Consider the following 17,132-nt stretch of genomic DNA (forward strand, 5'->3'; position numbering starts at 1 on the left):
TCCCCTATTTTTGTCTGGAGCCGGAAATGGAAAATCTTGAGACCCTGTTGGCGCAAGGCAAACAGGCTGTTGCTGAAACTGATACGCTGGCTGCGCTGGACGAAATCCGGGTGCAGTATCTTGGCAAAAAAGGTGAGCTGACACAGCTGCTCAAAGGACTGGGCAAATTGTCGGCAGACGAACGTCCTGCTGCGGGTGCTCGCATCAATGAAGCCAAAGAAGCTTTGCAGGCTGAGATTACGGCGCGTCGTGATGCACTGGAAAGTGCTGCGATGGAGGCAAAATTGGCGGCGGAAACCGTTGATGTGACCCTGCCCGGTCGCAGCCAGTCCGTCGGTGGTCTGCACCCCGTGACCCGCACCCTGGAGCGTATCGAGGCCTTTTTCGGCAGTATCGGTTACAGTGTTGCAGAAGGTCCCGAGATTGAAGACGACTATCATAACTTCGAGGCGCTGAATATTCCGGCTCACCATCCGGCGCGGGCGATGCATGATACCTTCTACTTCGATGCCCACACACTGCTGCGGACCCATACCTCGCCGGTGCAGGTGCGGACCATGGAAGCGCAACAGCCACCGATCCGCATCATCTGCCCCGGTCGCGTGTATCGCTGTGACTACGATCAGACCCACTCGCCCATGTTCCATCAGGTGGAAGGTCTGCTGGTTGACCGCAACATCACCTTCGCCGATCTCAAGGGCACGTTGGAGCAGTTCCTGCGTGAGTTCTTTGAAGAAGACGTGAAGGTCCGCTTCCGTCCGTCCTATTTTCCGTTCACAGAGCCTTCAATCGAAGTCGATATCGACCGTGGTGACGGCAAGTGGCTGGAAGTACTCGGCTGCGGCATGGTGCATCCGAAGGTATTTGAATACTCCGGCATCGACCCGGAAGAGTTTACCGGGTTTGCGTTCGGCATGGGCGTTGAGCGTCTGGCGATGCTCCGCTACGGCGTGGACGATCTGCGTCTGTTCTTTGAAAATGATCTGCGCTTCCTCGGCCAGTTCAAGTAAGACGTCAACGCACACCAACAGATTTTTCAGGAAAGCAGCATGAAATTCAGTGAACAGTGGTTGCGCGAGCTGGTTCAGCCGCAGATCGGAACACAGGAACTGGCGGATCAGCTGAGTCTGTCCGGCCTTGAAGTGGATGATATTGAAAGCGTTGCCGGTGATTTCAGCGGCGTCGTTGTTGGCGAAATCGTCAGTGCCGAACAGCACCCCAACGCCGACAAGCTTCAGGTATGTCAGGTCAATGACGGCGAGCAGATCGTACATGTGGTATGCGGAGCGCCGAACGCTCGTGCCGGCCTGAACACCGCGTTTGCCCGTGTCGGAGCTGTTCTGCCGGGTGACTTCAAGATCAAGAAGGCTAAACTGCGTCAGGTCGAGTCCTTTGGCATGCTCTGTGCGGAAGACGAGCTGGGGCTGTCCGAAGACCATGGCGGCATCATGGAACTGGCGGACGATGCACCGGTCGGTCAGGATATTCGTGAATTCCTGAACCTCAACGACAAGATCATCGATGTTGATCTGACGCCGAACCGGGGCGACTGTCTCAGCATTGCCGGTATGGCACGTGAGGTTGGCGTACTGAACAAGGCAGCAGTGGCTCCGATTGAAGCAGCACCGGTTGCGCCGCAGAATGACGATCGCTTCGGTGTTGAACTGGTCCATGCTGAGGGCTGTCCGCGCTATCTGGGCCGCGTCATTCGCAATATCAACCCGGGGGTTGCTACACCGCAGTGGATGCAGGAAAAACTGCGTCGTTCCGGTGTACGCAGCATCGATCCGGTTGTGGATGTCACCAACTACGTGCTGCTGGAGCTTGGCCAGCCGATGCACGCCTTTGACCTGAGCAAGCTCGAAGGCGGCATTCGCGTGCGCCTGGCTGAGCAGGGCGAAAAGCTGCAGCTGCTGGATGGGCAGGAGGTCGAGGTGAACGCCGACACTCTGGTGATCGCCGATGCCAGGGGCCCAGTGGCCATGGCCGGTATCATGGGCGGTGAGCCGACATCGGTTACCGACTCGACCCGCGACATCTTCCTGGAAAGCGCCTTTTTTGCGCCGCTGGCCATTGCCGGCCGTGCCCGCAGTTACGGCCTGCATACGGATTCCTCGCATCGCTTCGAACGTGGCGTCGACTGGCAGCTACAGCGCAAGGCGATCGAACGCGCCACCGCGCTGCTGCTGGACATCGTTGGCGGTGAGCCGGGTCCGGTGGTTGAGGCCGTATCCGAGGCTGACCTGCCCGAAGTGCAGCAGGTCCTCCTGCGTCGCAGCAAGCTGGCGGCGTTGCTGGCACTGGAAATCCCGGATGCCGAAGTTGAAGAGATTCTGAACCGCCTGGGCATGCTGCTGGTTGAAGTGAACGATGGCTGGCAGGTAACGGTGCCGAGCTATCGCTTTGATCTCACCATCGAAGTCGATCTGATTGAAGAGATTGCGCGGGTATACGGCTATAACAATCTGCCGGTCCACACGCCGACGGCACAGCTGCCGATCCCGCCGATCGCCGAAGCACGTCTGACGTTGCAGCAACTGCGTCGTCATCTGGTTGCACGTGGCTATCAGGAGGCGATCACCTACAGCTTCATCGAAGCCGAGCTGCAAAAGGCCTTTGATGACCAGCATACGGCACTGGCGCTGGCCAACCCCATTTCGGCTGAGATGGCGGTGATGCGCACAACGCTGTGGCCGGGACTGGCCAAGGCGCTGCAGTACAACCAACATCGCCAGCAAAGCCGCGTGCGCCTGTTTGAAACCGGTCAGCGCTTTGTGCCCAAGGCGGAAGGTCTGGTGCAGGAGAATGTCATTGCTGGTCTGATCGCGGGCAACCGTGATGCGGAAGGCTGGACAGCCGGGAAGGACAAGCTGGACTTCTTCGATGCCAAGGGGGATCTGGAATCGCTGCTGGCGCTGGGTGGTTGTGGCGAGCAGTTCAGCTTTGTGGCGGATCGCCACGTGGCACTGCATCCGGGTCAGGCTGCCCGCATTGAGCGAAATGGCGAGGCGGTGGGCTTCCTGGGAGCCCTGCATCCGTCACTGGTGAAGAAATTGGACCTGAACGGCCCCGTCTATCTGTTTGAAGTCACGCTGGATGCGGTGACCGGTGGCAAGCTGCCCCGTTTCAGCTCACTGTCAAAGTTCCCCGAGTCACGCCGTGATCTGGCTCTGCTCGTGGACCAGGCAACCGCATTTGCCGACATCCGCAATACAGCGACCGAAGCAGCTGGCGAGTTCATCAAGCAGGTGACACTGTTTGACGTCTACCAGGGCCAAGGTATTGAACCGGGACGAAAAAGTCTGGCACTGGGCTTGACCTGGCAGCACCCATCGCGCACTCTTAATGACGAAGAGATCAACAGTGCGGTAAGTGCCGTTGTATCCGCACTCCGCGATCGTTGTGCTGCAACGTTACGAGAGTAAACACAGGGTGACCGACATGAGCTCGTTGACCAAAGCTGACATGGCCGAACGCCTCTATGAGGAGCTGGGCCTGAACAAACGCGAAGCCAAGGATATGGTGGACTCGTTTTTCGATGAGATCCGTACCAGTCTGGCGCACAACGAGCAGGTAAAACTCTCCGGCTTCGGCAATTTTGATCTGCGTGACAAGCGTGAGCGCCCAGGTCGAAATCCGAAAACCGGGGAGGAAGTCCCCATCTCTGCCCGCCGGGTGGTCACATTCCGCCCGGGGCAGAAACTCAAGGAGCGCGTGGAGATCCATGCCGGAAACCAGCCAGACAGCGTCTGAACTGGGGCCCATCCCTTCCAAACGCTATTTCACCATCGGCGAAGCCGCCGAGCTGTGTCAACTCAAGCCCCATGTACTGCGCTACTGGGAGCAGGAGTTCAAACAGGTACAGCCGGTCAAGCGCAACAACCGCCGCTATTACCAGCACAAGGACCTGTTGCTGCTGCGCCAGATCCGAAGTCTTCTGCATGAGCAGGGCTATACCATCGCCGGTGCACGCCAATGGTTGGCCGGGGAAAGTGCCGGGGATGACGCTGAGCGTTATCGCCAGTTGCTGCGTCAGACCATTACCGAGCTGGAAGAGATCCGCGCACTGCTGAAGTCGGTTTGAGTGCGCGCCTGTGTCTCCACCTTCCTTTTTCGATGTGTATTCAACTCTGTTTCAGTCAGGCCGCCTGTGAGGTTGACACCCCGGCCGGGGGGTGTCTTGTCAACGACTGCCTTCAGAGACGTTCAAAGATAACCGCGATGCCCTGACCGCCACCAATACACATGGTGACCAGCGCATATTGTCCTTGAGTTCGCTGCAGTTCGTGCAGCGCCTTGGTGGCAATATAGGCACCTGAACAGCCTACCGGATGACCTAGTGCAATGGCGCCACCGTTGGGGTTGGTCTTGGCAAGATCCAGTTCAAGCCCTTTGGCTACCGCCAGCGCTTGTGCAGCAAAGGCTTCGTTGGATTCAATGACGTCCATTTGGGCCAGACTCAAGCCGGCTTTCTTGAGTGCCAGGCGTGTAGCCGGGATGGGGCCTTCGCCCATGACTTCATTGGAAACGCCCGCAACCGCGTACGAGACCAGCCTGGCCATCGGTTTGTGGCCATCCCGTGCAGCTGCCTGGGCAGACGCCAGCACCAGATAGGATGCGCCGTCGTTGATGCCTGAAGCGTTACCGGCAGTCACCGTGCCATCCTTTTTGAACGCGGGTCGCATGGCGGCCAGCGTGTCGACGGTTGTGCCGGCTTTCACATGTTCATCGGTATCGACAATCAGCTCACCCTTGCGCGTTTTGATGCTGATCGGGACGATCTGATCCTTGAAATGACCCGCCTCAATCGCTGCAACGGCGCGACGATGGGATTCAGCGGCGAATGCATCCTGCTCTTCCCGAGTGATCCCCCATTTCTCGGCCAGATTTTCTGCAGTAATTCCCATGTGGCCGACACCGAACGGGTCACTCAGGGTTGCGACCATCATGTCGATCATGGTGCTGTCACCCATGCGTGCACCGCTGCGCAGGGCGGTCGACAGGTAGCCTGAGCGCGACATGACTTCTACGCCACCGCCAATACCGTATTCGTAATCATCCAGCATGATGCCTTGAGCCGTGGTCACCACGGCCTGTAAACCGGAACTGCAAAGGCGGTTTACCGACATCGCCACCGAGTCCATGGGCAGCCCCGCCTGAATGGAAGCCACACGTGCAACGTAGGCAAAGCGTGAGTCAGTCGGTATGCAATGGCCTGAGGTCACGTAGCGGATCAGTTCAGGGTCTACTCCTGAACGCTCAATGGACGACTTCATTACCTGTCCGGCCAGTTCAGAAGGCTCCAGTTGGCTCAAACCACCGCCGAAAGAGCCGATAGCCGAGCGCGCAGCGCTCAGCACGACAACGTCATTATTGTTCATACATGTCTCCATTGTTCTGATTGTTTTCTCAACGGTATATATTCCGAGGTTGGTTGTCTTGCCCTCAATCAGCGTAGACAAAAAACCATTGTGAAAGCTTTATTTTTTCAAAACCTTAAGGTAATATTCGCGTCCTCTTCGGAACTGATCAGTCAGTTCCCGCCTAGTCGGGGCGTAGCGCAGTCTGGTAGCGCACTTGCATGGGGTGCAAGGGGTCGCAGGTTCAAATCCTGCCGTCCCGACCATTTAAATCAAGCAGTTACATGAATCGCCACGTGGCGATTTTTTTGTTTCTGGCTTCAAGTTGTGTTCTGGTTGCCACTCGGTTGCCATTTGCAAATCCCTATACTCTGTTAAGGCTGGTCTGCTATGTTTGCTGTGGTGGCTACACCATGACAAACGATAACAGGGAGGTTGCTCAATGGCAGCTCAAGGAAGAGAACTCGCAACAGCCAGGCTGAACGATCAGCGGCTTGATGATCTGCGCCAGTGGGTTGAACTGGATCAGCAACAAAAGGCACTTACCGAACGTCTACACACCCGAAGCATACCCGGCCATGAAGCCAGTCAGCAACTGGAAATCCTGTGGCATGAGAAGGCTCTGATTGCAGATCGGCTGCTGTCGGTGCTGGCACCTCAATGGGTCGGTGATGATGGTGACGTGTACCTGCCGTTACCCTCTCACGTTGCCATACCAAAGGCCAAGCCTGCGGATCACTCCGAGTTGCCCCCGGCAGTCTGTTACCTGAAGGCCCAGACTGAGCCTGAGCGGCTGGATGATGGTTCACCCTGTCAGCAGTGCGGTACTGTTGATGAGGACAAGCCCCGGCAATGGGTACACAACCAGCTTACCGGCCACCAATACCTATGCCCGTCCTGTGAAGCCAGTCAGCCAGACATTAACCAGCCCGGCGTACTTGAACGGTTCCTGAAGCGATTGCATCTGTAGCGGCCTGATCGCCTTGCGTGTAGGGGTGTTGCGTTTGCCTGCAACGGCGTTGCGTAGTCATCCCTTGCCTGCTGCTGGTGACTTTCTGTCACTACCTGCTGTTTACCAGTGGGTCGGAAATATATCCGAGCATGGTAGCCCGTGCGCCTGGGGGTGTTTCCTTTGCTGGCAACAGTGTTTCCTTCACGCGCATAGGGCTGTTAACTCCGGTGTTAACTTCAACTGTTAACGCTGCGGTGCGCACCTGAATGCGTACCAATTTTGTGCGCACTTCCCTGCGTACCTTCGTGCGTACCTTGCCCGATTGGTTTGCACTCTACTGCGAACCAGAAGCCGCGAACTTCAATGCGAACCTAGCTCACAGTGCTGGCCGGTACGAACTCCAACTCGTACGAAACTTGTTCGAACTTCTGTTCGTACTTTGATACTTATTGCTTTCGTTGGGGCCCTTGGGTATGTGCTTTTCGATGGCGCAGTCTGTGTTTTGATGGAGTTATATCTGCCTTGTCAGTACCAACCCACATTAGCCGTTAGGAAGCAACCAATGCACGCGATCAGGTGTGCGATAAAATCTATCTGAGGCCAGCTTTTTGCCCCATTTACACAGTAAGTCTTGTCATTTTCTGATATAAACGGATAGACATCGAGCAGATATCAAAGGAGTGATCACCATGAAGAAAGCCTGGGTCGCTGCAGTGCTTTTTATCAGTGCAGCAGGGCCTGTGTATTCAAACGATGCGCAGGTCGAGGAATATGCACGAATGGCTGCAGCGGGCGCAAATGAATTTTTCAAGAAATCGCCACCTAGCGACGGTGTAACTGTTTCAAGTCGCGCTTACTCAGCTGGAAAAGCAGTTGTGTACGAAAACGTGCTTGCTATTAGGTCAAACGTAACGGATGCAGAGCTCGCTATATGGCGTTCAGGCACTCGTAGCGAAGTTGTTCCAGCTACTTGTTCAATGCTAAAGCGAGATCCTTTCTTTAAAAAAGGCCTGTACTTCCGCTACATCTACTTAAGTCGACGCGGCGAAGTTCTTGATGACTTCGTGGTCAATAGGCCTGCGTGCAGCGGCTTATAATTCCAAAAATGAACCCGACTCCATGAGCGGGTTCCCTGTATGTTCTGAACCACATCAATTTGTAGCTGTGAGCTGCACAGCCGGCGTATCAATTTAGGAAAGTTTCTCCGCCGATGTATGTCCACCAATTTCATTTATTTAACTGCAAAGATTACTGTTTATATATACTCGGTGCACCCTGAAAAGAGCGCGCCTGATAGCAGTTCAGTTTGCTTCTGCAATTCCTTCTGCTATTCTTCTTATCTCTTGGGCGAAACGAATTCTATCATCGAACTCATACCTGTTTTTTTCTCCAGTTATCACAACCTGTTTTCCTTTTTCGACTACATCATATCCTACAGATGAAAGCTGTTTCGAAATAAATAAATACAAAATCGTTTGGTTGTTTTCATTAAGTATGCGGCTGTAGAAAGAATCGTTATACGCCATGATTCTCTTTATTGCATCGATTAAATCAGAAGGTTGAAAAAACTTATCTTCTATTTTTTCAATAATTTCTCTTGGCGAAACTTGATCGCCTACAATATTTATATGCTGTTTGAGATATTCTAGAGCGTCATGCCTTTCATCTCTGATAAGGTTAAGTGCAAAGTTTTGTATGTCCTCACTTTTGCCATAGTGCTTTTCCAGATAAAGACTGAGTATCCTTTTCATCAGCCTTCCATCTTTATCAAGATAGTTTTTTTTACAGGCTACTGCCATATACCTATCTGCAAGGTTTCTGGATAACTGATTTAGTCTTTGGTGATATTCACTCATCATTGGGCAGTACTCTGTAAGTACTTCCCACTTTTCTTGGCTTTCAAAATTGCTAGTTGTGATTGTTTTTGGAGGGGTTTCTTTTTTAGAGTGTTCAGTCTTTTCATTCTGATTCGTTGATATCGGGTTTTCACTATTAGATTGCTGTATTGATTCTTTTTTCTTATAAAAAATAAGGCCTAAAATAAAAGCAATAGGGCTAAAAATAACTAATCCACCAATAAATCTTAAAATGGCCATTGCAAACTCGCCTGAAAAATCAGGACCATTAATTGCGTAAAGTACTTTAAAAAAATTATAAGCAAAATATAAAAAGTTTATTGTCCAAACATATCTAAATCCATTTTTAGTTCTTTCACTCATTTTAAGTCCCTCTTTATAAAATATAGTGCCATGCGAGTGTATTCTTTATAACTTCAGATATTAAAATCCTTCTCCACCAGCCGCCCAGTCGTATTATCCATCCGATACCGGATAATGCTGCCGTCTATAATACGCTTCACGACTTCCCGTGCGGTATCCAGCTCTACATCGAACCACTCACGGGGGCGATAGGTGCCACCGTCACGGCTGTGCAGTGTCACGTTCACTCGCTGGTTATGTAGCATGGCATGGATCAGTCGTTCAAAGCGGTGCGGGTCCAGGTTGTAGCAGTCGAATGACGCCACCACCTTTACCGGTGCTTCAAGGTAGGTCTGCTGGCGCTCGGCACCGGCCAGACGCTTGTCCAAGTCCTTTTCGGTGTAGCCTATTTTGTGCAGGTGCCGTACCTGCCGCAATACCGGGTCATGGCTCAGCGAGCGCAGAATATAGATGATGCCGGTTTGCTGGTCTTTGTGGGTCAGTCCTGCAAGGCCATTCAGGGCTTTATCCTGCTGCAGGATGCGGCGACCGGTTTCGTCCTTGTACAGTGCCCGAGCCAGCGAGCGCAATAGCAGGTTGGATTCAGTCCCGTTGTCGAATACTACGCGCAGCCTAGGGTTAAACTTGGTGCCGGCGCCTACACTTTCCTTGCCGACCTGATCGGCGATACAGATCATGCCATTGAGGATGAACATATCGCCTTCATCAATCTGCGACTCTTTTTTGAAGGGTACGGTTTCAGCACCGCCGTTGCGTATGGCGTCACGGACTTCATCAAACAGGCGCTCGAAGCGGTAGAAGTCGTCACAGACTGTGCGCTTGGCAATCTCGTCCGGGCGCTCCTTTTCTTCAGCCTCGCTCACATGCGCCATATCAAAGATGGATTCAGCTTCAGCATCCACTGACAGCAGGCCCAAGGGGTCGCTCTCGAGTATGTCATCCAGTGAACTTACATCGTCTAACCCGGCTGCTTCAGTCACGCAGGCAGGCGGGTGTGTGCCAATCTGTCCGTCAGTGTCTGTGCTGGCGCTCAATAACCTGAGACTGTCATGTTGCGCCAGTCTGTCCAGGTGTTCAGGATTGGCTCTGATGGCGGCCAAGCGCACGGCTAGGGTGGCTTCCTGCAAATCTTCAGCGTCTTGGTCAGGCTCCCGCCCGTTTTCACTCACAAATACTTCAACAGCCTTAAAACCACTCAAAAGGCGCTCATCCGCCGTGGGTGCTGATGCCCGTGAAGCCGTTACATTGAGCAGGCCCAAGGGATCATCACCGGAAAAAATATCATCCAAGGTGCGCCTGGCCGGTCGCTCACGGCGGGTGCGAATCATGCGGTGGCTCCTTTCATCCGCTCACGTTTCTTCTGTTGAATATAGGCCAATGCTTCGGCATAGCGTACTTCCATTTGATCGTCACTGGTCACGGAAGGTGGTCGGCCCTTCTGCTGAACAAAGGCATTGATGCGGGGCCAGAGAATCACCGCTTCCTCTTCAGTCATCTGGGTACGCTTGCTGACAACGACATCCTGAATGGTCTTGAGTACCGGTGCGGTCAGCGCCTTGGACAGAATCTCGTAGGCGCCCTGGAAGGGGTTGATCTGATTGATAAGGTCGATGTTCAAGTGTTCAATGTTGACGAACTTGTCACCTATTTTGAGGAACTGACGTCCGCCACCAGCACTGCCGGTATCGATGTTATCTTCATCAGCCGATTCACCTGGTCGCTGATCGGGATTGACGGCTTCACCGGCGGGCTGCGTGTCGTAGCGACCGTCTGGTTCCAATATCTGTGCGCCGTCTGGCAAGTCCTCTTCATTGAACAGGCCACCGGTGGCGCGTGCCTGCATAGTGGTCAGTACGGTTTCACGCAGCAGTTCCCGTTCGCCTTCATCTAAATCAGGGTGCAGTCGCTCTATGACCTTGGGTATCTCGGTCTGATTAATCACTTCAGGTTCAGTGGACTCAGTGACGGCCGCAGCGGCTACTTTGGGTTCCTGCAACAGGGCGGCAATAATGTCCTCCTGCCCACCGGACTGCAGAATATCCATCACCTTTTGAGAAACCGGTGCGGCCGTGTCTTCGATTACGACTGTGCCTGGCTCAACCGTTTCGTCGGGCTTCATACGAGAGCGGGGCTTGAAGTTGATGCTGGGCGCCAGCACTTGTTCCATCAGCAGGGAAACAGTAATCGCCTTGAGCAGGTTGTTGACGCTGTTCTGCACGTCTTCATCTTCGGCATCAGGCTGGGCGATCAGGTTGGTGAATTGAGCGTGTGTTTTACCTTCGCTGTCACGTGTTGCACGGCCGATGATCTGGATAATCTCGGTCATCGAGTTGCGGTAGCCGATGGTCAGCACATGCTCACAGTAGGGCCAGTCAAACCCCTCTTTGGCCATGCCCAGGGCGATAATCACATCCACATCATCCCGATGGTTTACTTGGCGCAGGTATTCCTGAATGTGGGTGCGGACAAGGGTATCCGTTACCAGGTCGGCAACCTTCAGCAGGCGACCAGATGAGTGACGTACAGTGATAATGCCTGTTTTGGCATCCTGATCTTCGACCTTGCCCAGCGCATCCAGAATGTAATCCACTTCACTGTACTTATCAGTGGTGCTCTCGCCGCTGTTGCGATGGGGAATGTGAACAATGGTTTTGCGTTCCGGGTCCAGCACTTCATGGATGGCATCCAGATAGCTGCCCTGATAGAAGTGATAGCCGATCCCCAATGACTTCAGGTAACGGTAGCCATTGAGCTGTTCATAGTAGGTATAGGTCACTTTATCGAACAGGGCTTCATCGTCCGGCAGCAGGATAGGGGCTGCATCACCTCGGAAGTAAGAGCCGGTCATGGCAATAATATGGGCGCTGGATGATCGTATCAGGTCATCAATCAGGGCGCCCAGCCGGTTGTTTTCGTCAGCGGACACATGATGGAATTCATCAATCGCCACCAGACAGTCGTTGAAGTCGACAGGGGTGAGTTTGTCGAAGGCAAAGCGCAGGGTCGCGTGAGTGCAGACCAGTGTCTTGGCAGCGGGGTCTTTCATAAAAGCACGGAAAGCGTCTACCTTGCCGCTGTCATTGCCGGCACGGCAAAGGTCATGCCGGCTTTCAACGTGCCAATCCCATTCAAAGCCATGTGTGGTAAGGTCGGTGTCCTTGAAGCTGGCGCCGATGGATTTTTCCGGCACGGCAACAATCACCTTGCGTAGCCCCTGGCGATTCAGCTTGTGCAACGCCAGGAACATCAGCGCCCGTGATTTACCTGATGCCGGTGGTGCCTTGATCAGCAGGTACTGGCTGTCTCGCTTGGCATAGGCGCGGGCCTGCATCTCCCGCATTCCTTGTGCGTTACTGCTGGCGCTTTTACCGTTGCGTGCGTACTCGACCTTGATCAACTCGGCCATTGTTCAGCCCTCCCTGGTTCAGTGTTTGGTTAGTGTGATGCCGCCTGTGTCAGGTCGTGGAAGTGGATTCCGGTCGCTCGCATTACGGCCGTCATGGTACGCAGTGTGGGGTTACCCTTAGGTGACAGGGCACGGTACAGGCTTTCCCGAGACACCTTGGCCCGTTCAGCAATTACGGTCATGCCGCCCTGTGCCTCAACCACATGGCGCAGGGCGATCAGAAAGGCAGATTCGCCGCCTTCTTCGTCCAGTTCGTCAAACGCTGCACGCAGGTACTCAACCGCCATGTTGGGGTCGGAACGCAGCATCTCGATTACAGCATCGTCATGGTTTTTCATGATTCTATTCTCTCTCGATAATCCGCCAGAAACGCTTTAGCCTGGGTGATATCCTGCTGTTGGCGTTTTTTGCTGCCACCAATCAGCAGTAACACCCGGCGTTCGCCAATATCGGCGTAATACACTCGATAGCCGGGGCCATAGGTAATACGCAGCTCCATCACGCCTTCACCAACGGCTTTGGTATCGCCGGCATTGCCCAGCGCCAGTCGGTTGAGGCGGGTCAGCACGCGCATGGCCGCCTGAATATCCTTTTTCTTGGTGGCATCGAGCCATGCCTGAAAAGGGTCATGGCCATCGCTGGTCAGGTAGTGCTTTAGCTCAATCATATCAATCATTGTAGCTTGAAAGCTACGTCAGTGCCTATGCAGGTGAGGCTATTCAGTCGCTGGATGTGCGCCGCCTTGCGCGGGTCTTGGCGTTACGCTGTTCCGCTTCAATTAAAGCTTCATAGCGTGCCAGCAAGAACTCCTGCCGCTCGGCCGTATCACGGAAAGGGCGCTCTCGGTACAGGTGCTCTACTGCACGGTCGAGTGCCTGGTGTGCCTGCAGTAGATCGTCCGGCATTTTGTCGGGATCGTACATCTGCGCCAGCGTTTTGTCAGGGTGCGCACCACGGGCGAGGATTATCTGCCTGCCCAACTTTTCAATGGCGCTGCGCTGGGTATTGCTGGCGTCAGGCCAAGGGAAGGTGTTGTAAACCAGCGTGGCCGAATAGCGGTAGTCGCTTTTGAGCCGGCCGCCGACCAGCCGCAACCAGTCCATGTGCATCTGGGTGGACAAGATTGCTAACTCGTAGAGAGTGCCATTGGGGATGGTTTGTACGAGGTCAGTGACTATTGTTGTTCCATCAAAAATGCCTACAGGGCTGTAAACCCTTCTCTCTGAGGTAACACGGGGAACGAGGATAAAGGTGTCTGGATTATTAATATCACGGAACTGGTGTGGTCTTTCAGCCAGTTTATGGGCGCCAGCATCGCGGCTGGCAAGGCGCATCTCCTTGACATCTTCAACACGCTTTTTCACCAGAGGCATGGCGTCAATGTCGGATTGGTCTGCACCCACTAACCATAGACACCAGCGCTCTTTGCCCTGCAGAAACTCTTGGGCACCAAGGAGTTGTCTGATCCACTTCGCGGCTTCAGGCTCAGTCAGCAACAACTGATTTTTTTCCTCTGTAGAAAGAATCAGGTGTCCGCCATCAAGTGGCTTATTGCCATAAACCATAGCTGCACAGGGTAATAACGGATGGCGGCGACTGCCCACTACAACGTTACCAGCTTCAAGCAGGTATGGACTGATATTAACAACCTCCCGCAGACGCCACTGGCTATCCAACTGCTGATAAAGGCGCTTGGACTCAGGTTTGGAACAAAGGCCAATGATCACCACATGAACACCGGCATTGCCTTGGGCGCTGTTCTTCCAACTGAAGGTTTGGTACGCAAAGGCTATCTGAACCTGCAGATCCAGTATGGCTGGCCAGAGCATGGCCACCTGCTCGCCCTGGCAGATTGAGTTGGTTGCCACCAAGGCGATTTGACCGCGTTGGCGGATATACTGTGCGCCTTTCCAGAAAAAGCTTGCCACATAATCCAGATAACGGTGTTTCTTGAACCCGGCAAATACCAGATCCATATCGGCGTTTTGTACTGCAGAGCGATAGGTGGCCCCTCGGAATGGTGGATTGCCGCATACAAACACCTCGGCCTCGCCATCATTCGGGCATACCGCATTCCAGTCCATACGCAGGCTGTTACCCAGTACCAGATGGCCGTAGTCCTTCAAGGGCAGCAGAGGTTCCGCATGGCCGAACTCCTTGGCAAACAGGGTATTCATCTGGTGCTCAGCCAGCCATAACGAAAGCTGTGCGATCTCATGGGCTGCGTCATCAATTTCGATGCCGTAGAACTGGCTCAGACGGATACCGCTCATGAAGAACTCATTTTGCTGCATCTGCATTGCGTTCTTCAGGTTGACGGCCTGCAGCTCACGTAAAACCGCCATCTCCAATCGGCGCAGCTCCTTGTAGGCGATGATCAGAAAGTTGCCTGATCCCATTGCCGGGTCGAATACCCGAATTCGGGTCAGACGCCCCAGCAGGGATTCCAGTTTCTTGCGCTGGCCTTTGGCGCTGTCCAGGCTGGCATAGAGGTCATCCAGAAACAGTGGTCGTATCACCTTCATGATGTTGGGCACGGAGGTATAGTGCTGGCCCAGGCTGTCACGACTTTCCTCATCCACAACCGCTTGGAACATCGAGCCGAAGATATCCGGGTTTACTGCTTCCCAGTTGAGCTGGCCGCACTCGATCATCATGCGCCGTGCTCTGGCGCCAATGGTGGGCATTGGCAGGTCATCGCTGAACAGGCCGCCATTAACGTATGGGAACTGGCTGATGTGCGCCGGCAGGTCGGCAGGGCGGTCTGACTCAGGCTGGTTCATAATTGTGAATAGCTGCGCCAGCAAGGCTGGCAGGTCGTCGCCGCTGTCGCTGCTGGCCTCAGTGATTACACGCGTGAAGGCGCCAGATTTGAAAATGCCGGTGTCTTCGGCGAAGTAGCAGAACAGCAGACGAGTCAGAAAAACGTTGAGCGCATGGCGCTGTTCAGTGGTTTCAAAGGCATTGTGTTCCTTGAGGCGATCAAACAACCGGCCCATCTTGGCGGCTGCCTTGAGGTCCGCTGATGCCTCCTCAAAGTGCTTGGTGCGCTCCAGCCCCGCCATTGGTGCAAAGAACAGGTACTGAGTGGCCAGCTTGTCGAAGTCCACCTCGAGCCGTTCATCTGTGCGGGTATCCAGAGCCGTGATTTCACGGTGGTCCGTGACCAACAGAAAGCGGCATTTGTGCCGGCGTGGTTCGTCATCGTCGGCGAGTGCCTGTTGGGCTTCATGGATGCTTTCACCATCACGCACCGGCATGAAGTACAGCCAATTCTTCAGCGCCACATGGCCGTCTTCCTTACGAGATGCCACATTGCGCTGCCCATTGTTGCGCACCTGGGTGATCGTTGCTTTGGGGAAACCGTAAGCGTCAAGAAAGGCGAATATGAACTCACCGGGATCAGCGCCTGCAGCGGTGGCAGCCGTGAGGGTGTTCATACAGTAGGTCTGGTCGAAAGCCATGAAGCGTGCGTCCTGCGTGTAGCGTATATATGACAGACAACTATAGCCGCTTGGGCAGAGAGGGGGTAGGGGTGGTGCCATCCTTGGCACCGTAATCAGTGCAGTCTTGTCCTCAGCCAGGTGTTGGCAGCAAAGCGACCTGCATTGTCACGCTGGCGCTTTGTGCCGGTGGTGAATGTCATAAGCGGCCACCAATGCTTATGCCCGTCTTGTGACACTAGTCAGTCAGATATTAACCAGCTCGGTGTATTTGAACGCTTCCTGAAGCGGTTGCATCTGTAGTGGCCTGATCGTCTTGCGCGTAGGGGTGTTTCCTTCGCTGGTAACAGTGTTTCCTTCGTGCGCGTGAGCCTGTTAACTTCGGTGTTAACCACTACCTGTTAACGCTGCGGTGCGCACCTGAATGCGTACCAATTTTGTGCGCACTTCCCTGCGTACCTTGGTGCGTACCTTGCCCGGTTGGTTTGCACTCTACTGCGAACCTGAAGCCGCGAACCTCAATGCGAACCTTGCTCGCTGTGCCGGTCGGTACGAACTCCAATTCGTACCAAACTTGTTCGAACCTCTGTTCGTACTTTCAGCCCTTATCGTTTTCGCTGGGGCCACAACCTTTCGATAGCTGGCGCTGATCTGTACTCGACCAGCCTTCGGATTGTTCATCCTCCATTGGAGGTTAGGGTCAGCAGGGTGGACGTTTTGTCCACCCCTCGATCATGGTTGGAGTCGGTCAAGCTGTCGGTGGGGTGTCACGTTTCGTTACCCCCTTCGAGGTCTGGTGTCGTGCTTTGCGACTCCAGCCTGAATCTACCCAATATCGGGATCGTTCGATGGGGTATCGCATTTCGCTACCCCCTTCGTTGCCTGATCCAGCGCCAGCAGGTCGATAGCGGGATTCCGCTACCGGGGCAGCCATTACGGGGCGGGCAACAGCTCCGGCGGTCAACGGTGCGCCAGTGGGTACGATTCAGCGCCAGCGAATTACAGGTTGATAGCTAATAACAATGACGATTCTTGCAACCTGATTTCAGGCATGGTTTTTGATATACCCTGTTCGCCTCGCTATACGGTTGCATTGCCCTGCAACAATCAAGTAATAAGCAAAAGCCGTGCCCATGATATTTTTCTATCAATGTGCCGGTCGCCTGCAACGCTCAGTATTGTTCATGGCAGGTATGGCTGTGGTGATTGGTGCGAGCCTTTCATTCTGGCCCTGTGCGGTGCGTTCGTCTTTGATCCATGCGCCAGCATACCCGCAACAGAACGGCGCTCTGGTCGCTTCCTGATACCGCTCCCCATTGGTGGTTAGGCATTTGGTAACTCCCTGCGGCGTAGGAGGTTAATCGGCTGCTGAATGATGGCCTGATTAACTTCCCCCATTGGGGGGAGTTGGTATGCGCAAGCATCTACGCTCCCGAAATATCGGTAACGTCCTCAATCTGAGGAAGTTGGTTCCGGGCTTTTACCCCATTGGGGGGGAAAGGCACTGCTGAATAATCAGCAGTCGAGATCGGCAGCAGGTGTGTTGCTGGTGTGTTAGAAGGTGTGTTGCAGTATCGCTCAATGCGGAATGGCTACAGGCTTCCGGCATGTTGATTGGTGTGTTGGCTGAAGTGTTACCGGAATCCCGGCATCGGTAACTCTGGAAGCTGGCGCAATATCGGCGCTGGCTCCGGGTATCCCCAAATCTGGGGAAGCCCATTCGGATTTCAAATCTTTGTGGGATCACTCATG

The 17,132-nt window shown here is 54.1% G+C and carries 14 protein-coding genes and 1 tRNA gene; 8 read left to right on the forward strand and 7 right to left on the reverse strand.

The window, feature by feature from the left end:
- Nucleotides 1–26: 26 nt before the first annotated feature.
- The 4 genes from pheS to CFI10_RS03930 are packed head-to-tail and all read left to right on the forward strand — an operon-like array spanning nucleotide 27 to nucleotide 4,084.
- Nucleotides 27–1,010, forward strand: a complete 984-nt coding sequence (gene pheS, locus CFI10_RS03915) for a phenylalanine--tRNA ligase subunit alpha (protein ID WP_091821395.1) — start codon at nucleotides 27–29, stop codon at nucleotides 1,008–1,010.
- Nucleotides 1,011–1,049: 39 nt separating this feature from the next.
- Entirely contained in the window at nucleotides 1,050–3,425 is a 2,376-nt protein-coding gene (gene pheT / locus CFI10_RS03920; RefSeq protein ID WP_206839616.1) for a phenylalanine--tRNA ligase subunit beta, read from the forward strand.
- 16 nt (nucleotides 3,426–3,441) lie between these two features.
- The gene (gene ihfA / locus CFI10_RS03925) at nucleotides 3,442–3,753 is read left to right on the forward strand and encodes an integration host factor subunit alpha (RefSeq protein WP_091821389.1); all 312 of its coding nucleotides are present in this window, start codon (nucleotides 3,442–3,444) and stop codon (nucleotides 3,751–3,753) included.
- Nucleotides 3,725–4,084: a MerR family transcriptional regulator gene (locus tag CFI10_RS03930; RefSeq protein ID WP_206839618.1), complete on the forward strand. Its 360-nt coding sequence runs from the start codon at nucleotides 3,725–3,727 to the stop codon at nucleotides 4,082–4,084. Before ihfA ends, CFI10_RS03930 begins: the two co-directional genes overlap by 29 nt.
- Nucleotides 4,085–4,196: 112 nt before the next feature.
- Here the strand turns inward: CFI10_RS03930 and CFI10_RS03935 are convergent, their stop codons facing one another.
- Nucleotides 4,197–5,381 (reverse strand): acetyl-CoA C-acyltransferase family protein, encoded by a 1,185-nt coding sequence (locus tag CFI10_RS03935; protein ID WP_206839620.1) that lies wholly within the window; start codon nucleotides 5,379–5,381, stop codon nucleotides 4,197–4,199.
- 168 nt (nucleotides 5,382–5,549) lie between these two features.
- Here CFI10_RS03935 and CFI10_RS03940 point away from each other — a divergent pair.
- The 3 genes from CFI10_RS03940 to CFI10_RS03950 all read left to right on the forward strand — a co-directional run bounded on the left by CFI10_RS03940 (nucleotide 5,550) and on the right by CFI10_RS03950 (nucleotide 7,409).
- Nucleotides 5,550–5,626: transfer RNA gene (locus CFI10_RS03940), tRNA-Pro, on the forward strand.
- Between the two features lie 176 nt (nucleotides 5,627–5,802).
- Entirely contained in the window at nucleotides 5,803–6,330 is a 528-nt protein-coding gene (locus CFI10_RS03945) for a hypothetical protein (RefSeq protein WP_206839623.1), read from the forward strand.
- Nucleotides 6,331–7,001: 671 nt separating this feature from the next.
- Nucleotides 7,002–7,409: a hypothetical protein gene (locus CFI10_RS03950; protein ID WP_206839625.1), complete on the forward strand. Its 408-nt coding sequence runs from the start codon at nucleotides 7,002–7,004 to the stop codon at nucleotides 7,407–7,409.
- 204 nt (nucleotides 7,410–7,613) lie between these two features.
- Here CFI10_RS03950 and CFI10_RS03955 read toward each other — a convergent pair whose 3' ends face one another.
- The 6 genes from CFI10_RS03955 to CFI10_RS03980 are packed head-to-tail and all read right to left on the reverse strand — an operon-like array spanning nucleotide 7,614 to nucleotide 15,401.
- Nucleotides 7,614–8,531, reverse strand: a complete 918-nt coding sequence (locus CFI10_RS03955; protein WP_206839627.1) for a hypothetical protein — start codon at nucleotides 8,529–8,531, stop codon at nucleotides 7,614–7,616.
- Between the two features lie 53 nt (nucleotides 8,532–8,584).
- Entirely contained in the window at nucleotides 8,585–9,859 is a 1,275-nt protein-coding gene (locus CFI10_RS03960; RefSeq protein WP_206839629.1) for a GIY-YIG nuclease family protein, read from the reverse strand.
- Nucleotides 9,856–11,937: a DEAD/DEAH box helicase gene (locus tag CFI10_RS03965; RefSeq protein WP_206839631.1), complete on the reverse strand. Its 2,082-nt coding sequence runs from the start codon at nucleotides 11,935–11,937 to the stop codon at nucleotides 9,856–9,858. Before CFI10_RS03965 ends, CFI10_RS03960 begins: the two co-directional genes overlap by 4 nt.
- A 29-nt stretch (nucleotides 11,938–11,966) precedes the next feature.
- Nucleotides 11,967–12,275, reverse strand: coding sequence for an addiction module antidote protein (locus CFI10_RS03970; protein ID WP_206839639.1), 309 nt, complete (start codon nucleotides 12,273–12,275; stop codon nucleotides 11,967–11,969).
- Entirely contained in the window at nucleotides 12,272–12,613 is a 342-nt protein-coding gene (locus tag CFI10_RS03975; RefSeq protein WP_242530098.1) for a type II toxin-antitoxin system RelE/ParE family toxin, read from the reverse strand. The genes CFI10_RS03970 and CFI10_RS03975 overlap by 4 nt, the downstream gene beginning before the upstream one ends.
- 43 nt (nucleotides 12,614–12,656) lie before the next feature.
- Nucleotides 12,657–15,401: a DNA methyltransferase gene (locus tag CFI10_RS03980; RefSeq protein ID WP_206839641.1), complete on the reverse strand. Its 2,745-nt coding sequence runs from the start codon at nucleotides 15,399–15,401 to the stop codon at nucleotides 12,657–12,659.
- A 1,112-nt stretch (nucleotides 15,402–16,513) separates the two neighbouring features.
- Here CFI10_RS03980 and CFI10_RS03985 point away from each other — a divergent pair.
- A complete protein-coding gene (locus CFI10_RS03985; protein ID WP_206839644.1) occupies nucleotides 16,514–16,684 on the forward strand; it encodes a hypothetical protein in 171 nt (56 codons plus the stop codon).
- The last annotated feature ends 448 nt before the right edge of the window (nucleotides 16,685–17,132 follow it).

Origin of the sequence: Marinobacterium iners, from assembly GCF_017310015.1 — a bacterium.
Classification (GTDB): domain Bacteria; phylum Pseudomonadota; class Gammaproteobacteria; order Pseudomonadales; family Balneatricaceae; genus Marinobacterium; species Marinobacterium iners.

Bases quoted from the DNA above. Each gene is read 5' to 3' on its own strand.
- pheS (WP_091821395.1), top strand. From the start codon at position 27: ATGGAAAATCTTGAGACCCTGTTGGCGCAAGGCAAACAGGCTGTTGCT.
- pheT (WP_206839616.1), top strand. From the start codon at position 1,050: ATGAAATTCAGTGAACAGTGGTTGCGCGAGCTGGTTCAGCCGCAGATC.
- ihfA (WP_091821389.1), top strand. From the start codon at position 3,442: ATGAGCTCGTTGACCAAAGCTGACATGGCCGAACGCCTCTATGAGGAG.
- CFI10_RS03930 (WP_206839618.1), top strand. From the start codon at position 3,725: ATGCCGGAAACCAGCCAGACAGCGTCTGAACTGGGGCCCATCCCTTCC.
- CFI10_RS03935 (WP_206839620.1), bottom strand. From the start codon at position 5,381: ATGAACAATAATGACGTTGTCGTGCTGAGCGCTGCGCGCTCGGCTATC.
- CFI10_RS03945 (WP_206839623.1), top strand. From the start codon at position 5,803: ATGGCAGCTCAAGGAAGAGAACTCGCAACAGCCAGGCTGAACGATCAG.
- CFI10_RS03950 (WP_206839625.1), top strand. From the start codon at position 7,002: ATGAAGAAAGCCTGGGTCGCTGCAGTGCTTTTTATCAGTGCAGCAGGG.
- CFI10_RS03955 (WP_206839627.1), bottom strand. From the start codon at position 8,531: ATGAGTGAAAGAACTAAAAATGGATTTAGATATGTTTGGACAATAAAC.
- CFI10_RS03960 (WP_206839629.1), bottom strand. From the start codon at position 9,859: ATGATTCGCACCCGCCGTGAGCGACCGGCCAGGCGCACCTTGGATGAT.
- CFI10_RS03965 (WP_206839631.1), bottom strand. From the start codon at position 11,937: ATGGCCGAGTTGATCAAGGTCGAGTACGCACGCAACGGTAAAAGCGCC.
- CFI10_RS03970 (WP_206839639.1), bottom strand. From the start codon at position 12,275: ATGAAAAACCATGACGATGCTGTAATCGAGATGCTGCGTTCCGACCCC.
- CFI10_RS03975 (WP_242530098.1), bottom strand. From the start codon at position 12,613: ATGATTGATATGATTGAGCTAAAGCACTACCTGACCAGCGATGGCCAT.
- CFI10_RS03980 (WP_206839641.1), bottom strand. From the start codon at position 15,401: ATGGCTTTCGACCAGACCTACTGTATGAACACCCTCACGGCTGCCACC.
- CFI10_RS03985 (WP_206839644.1), top strand. From the start codon at position 16,514: ATGATATTTTTCTATCAATGTGCCGGTCGCCTGCAACGCTCAGTATTG.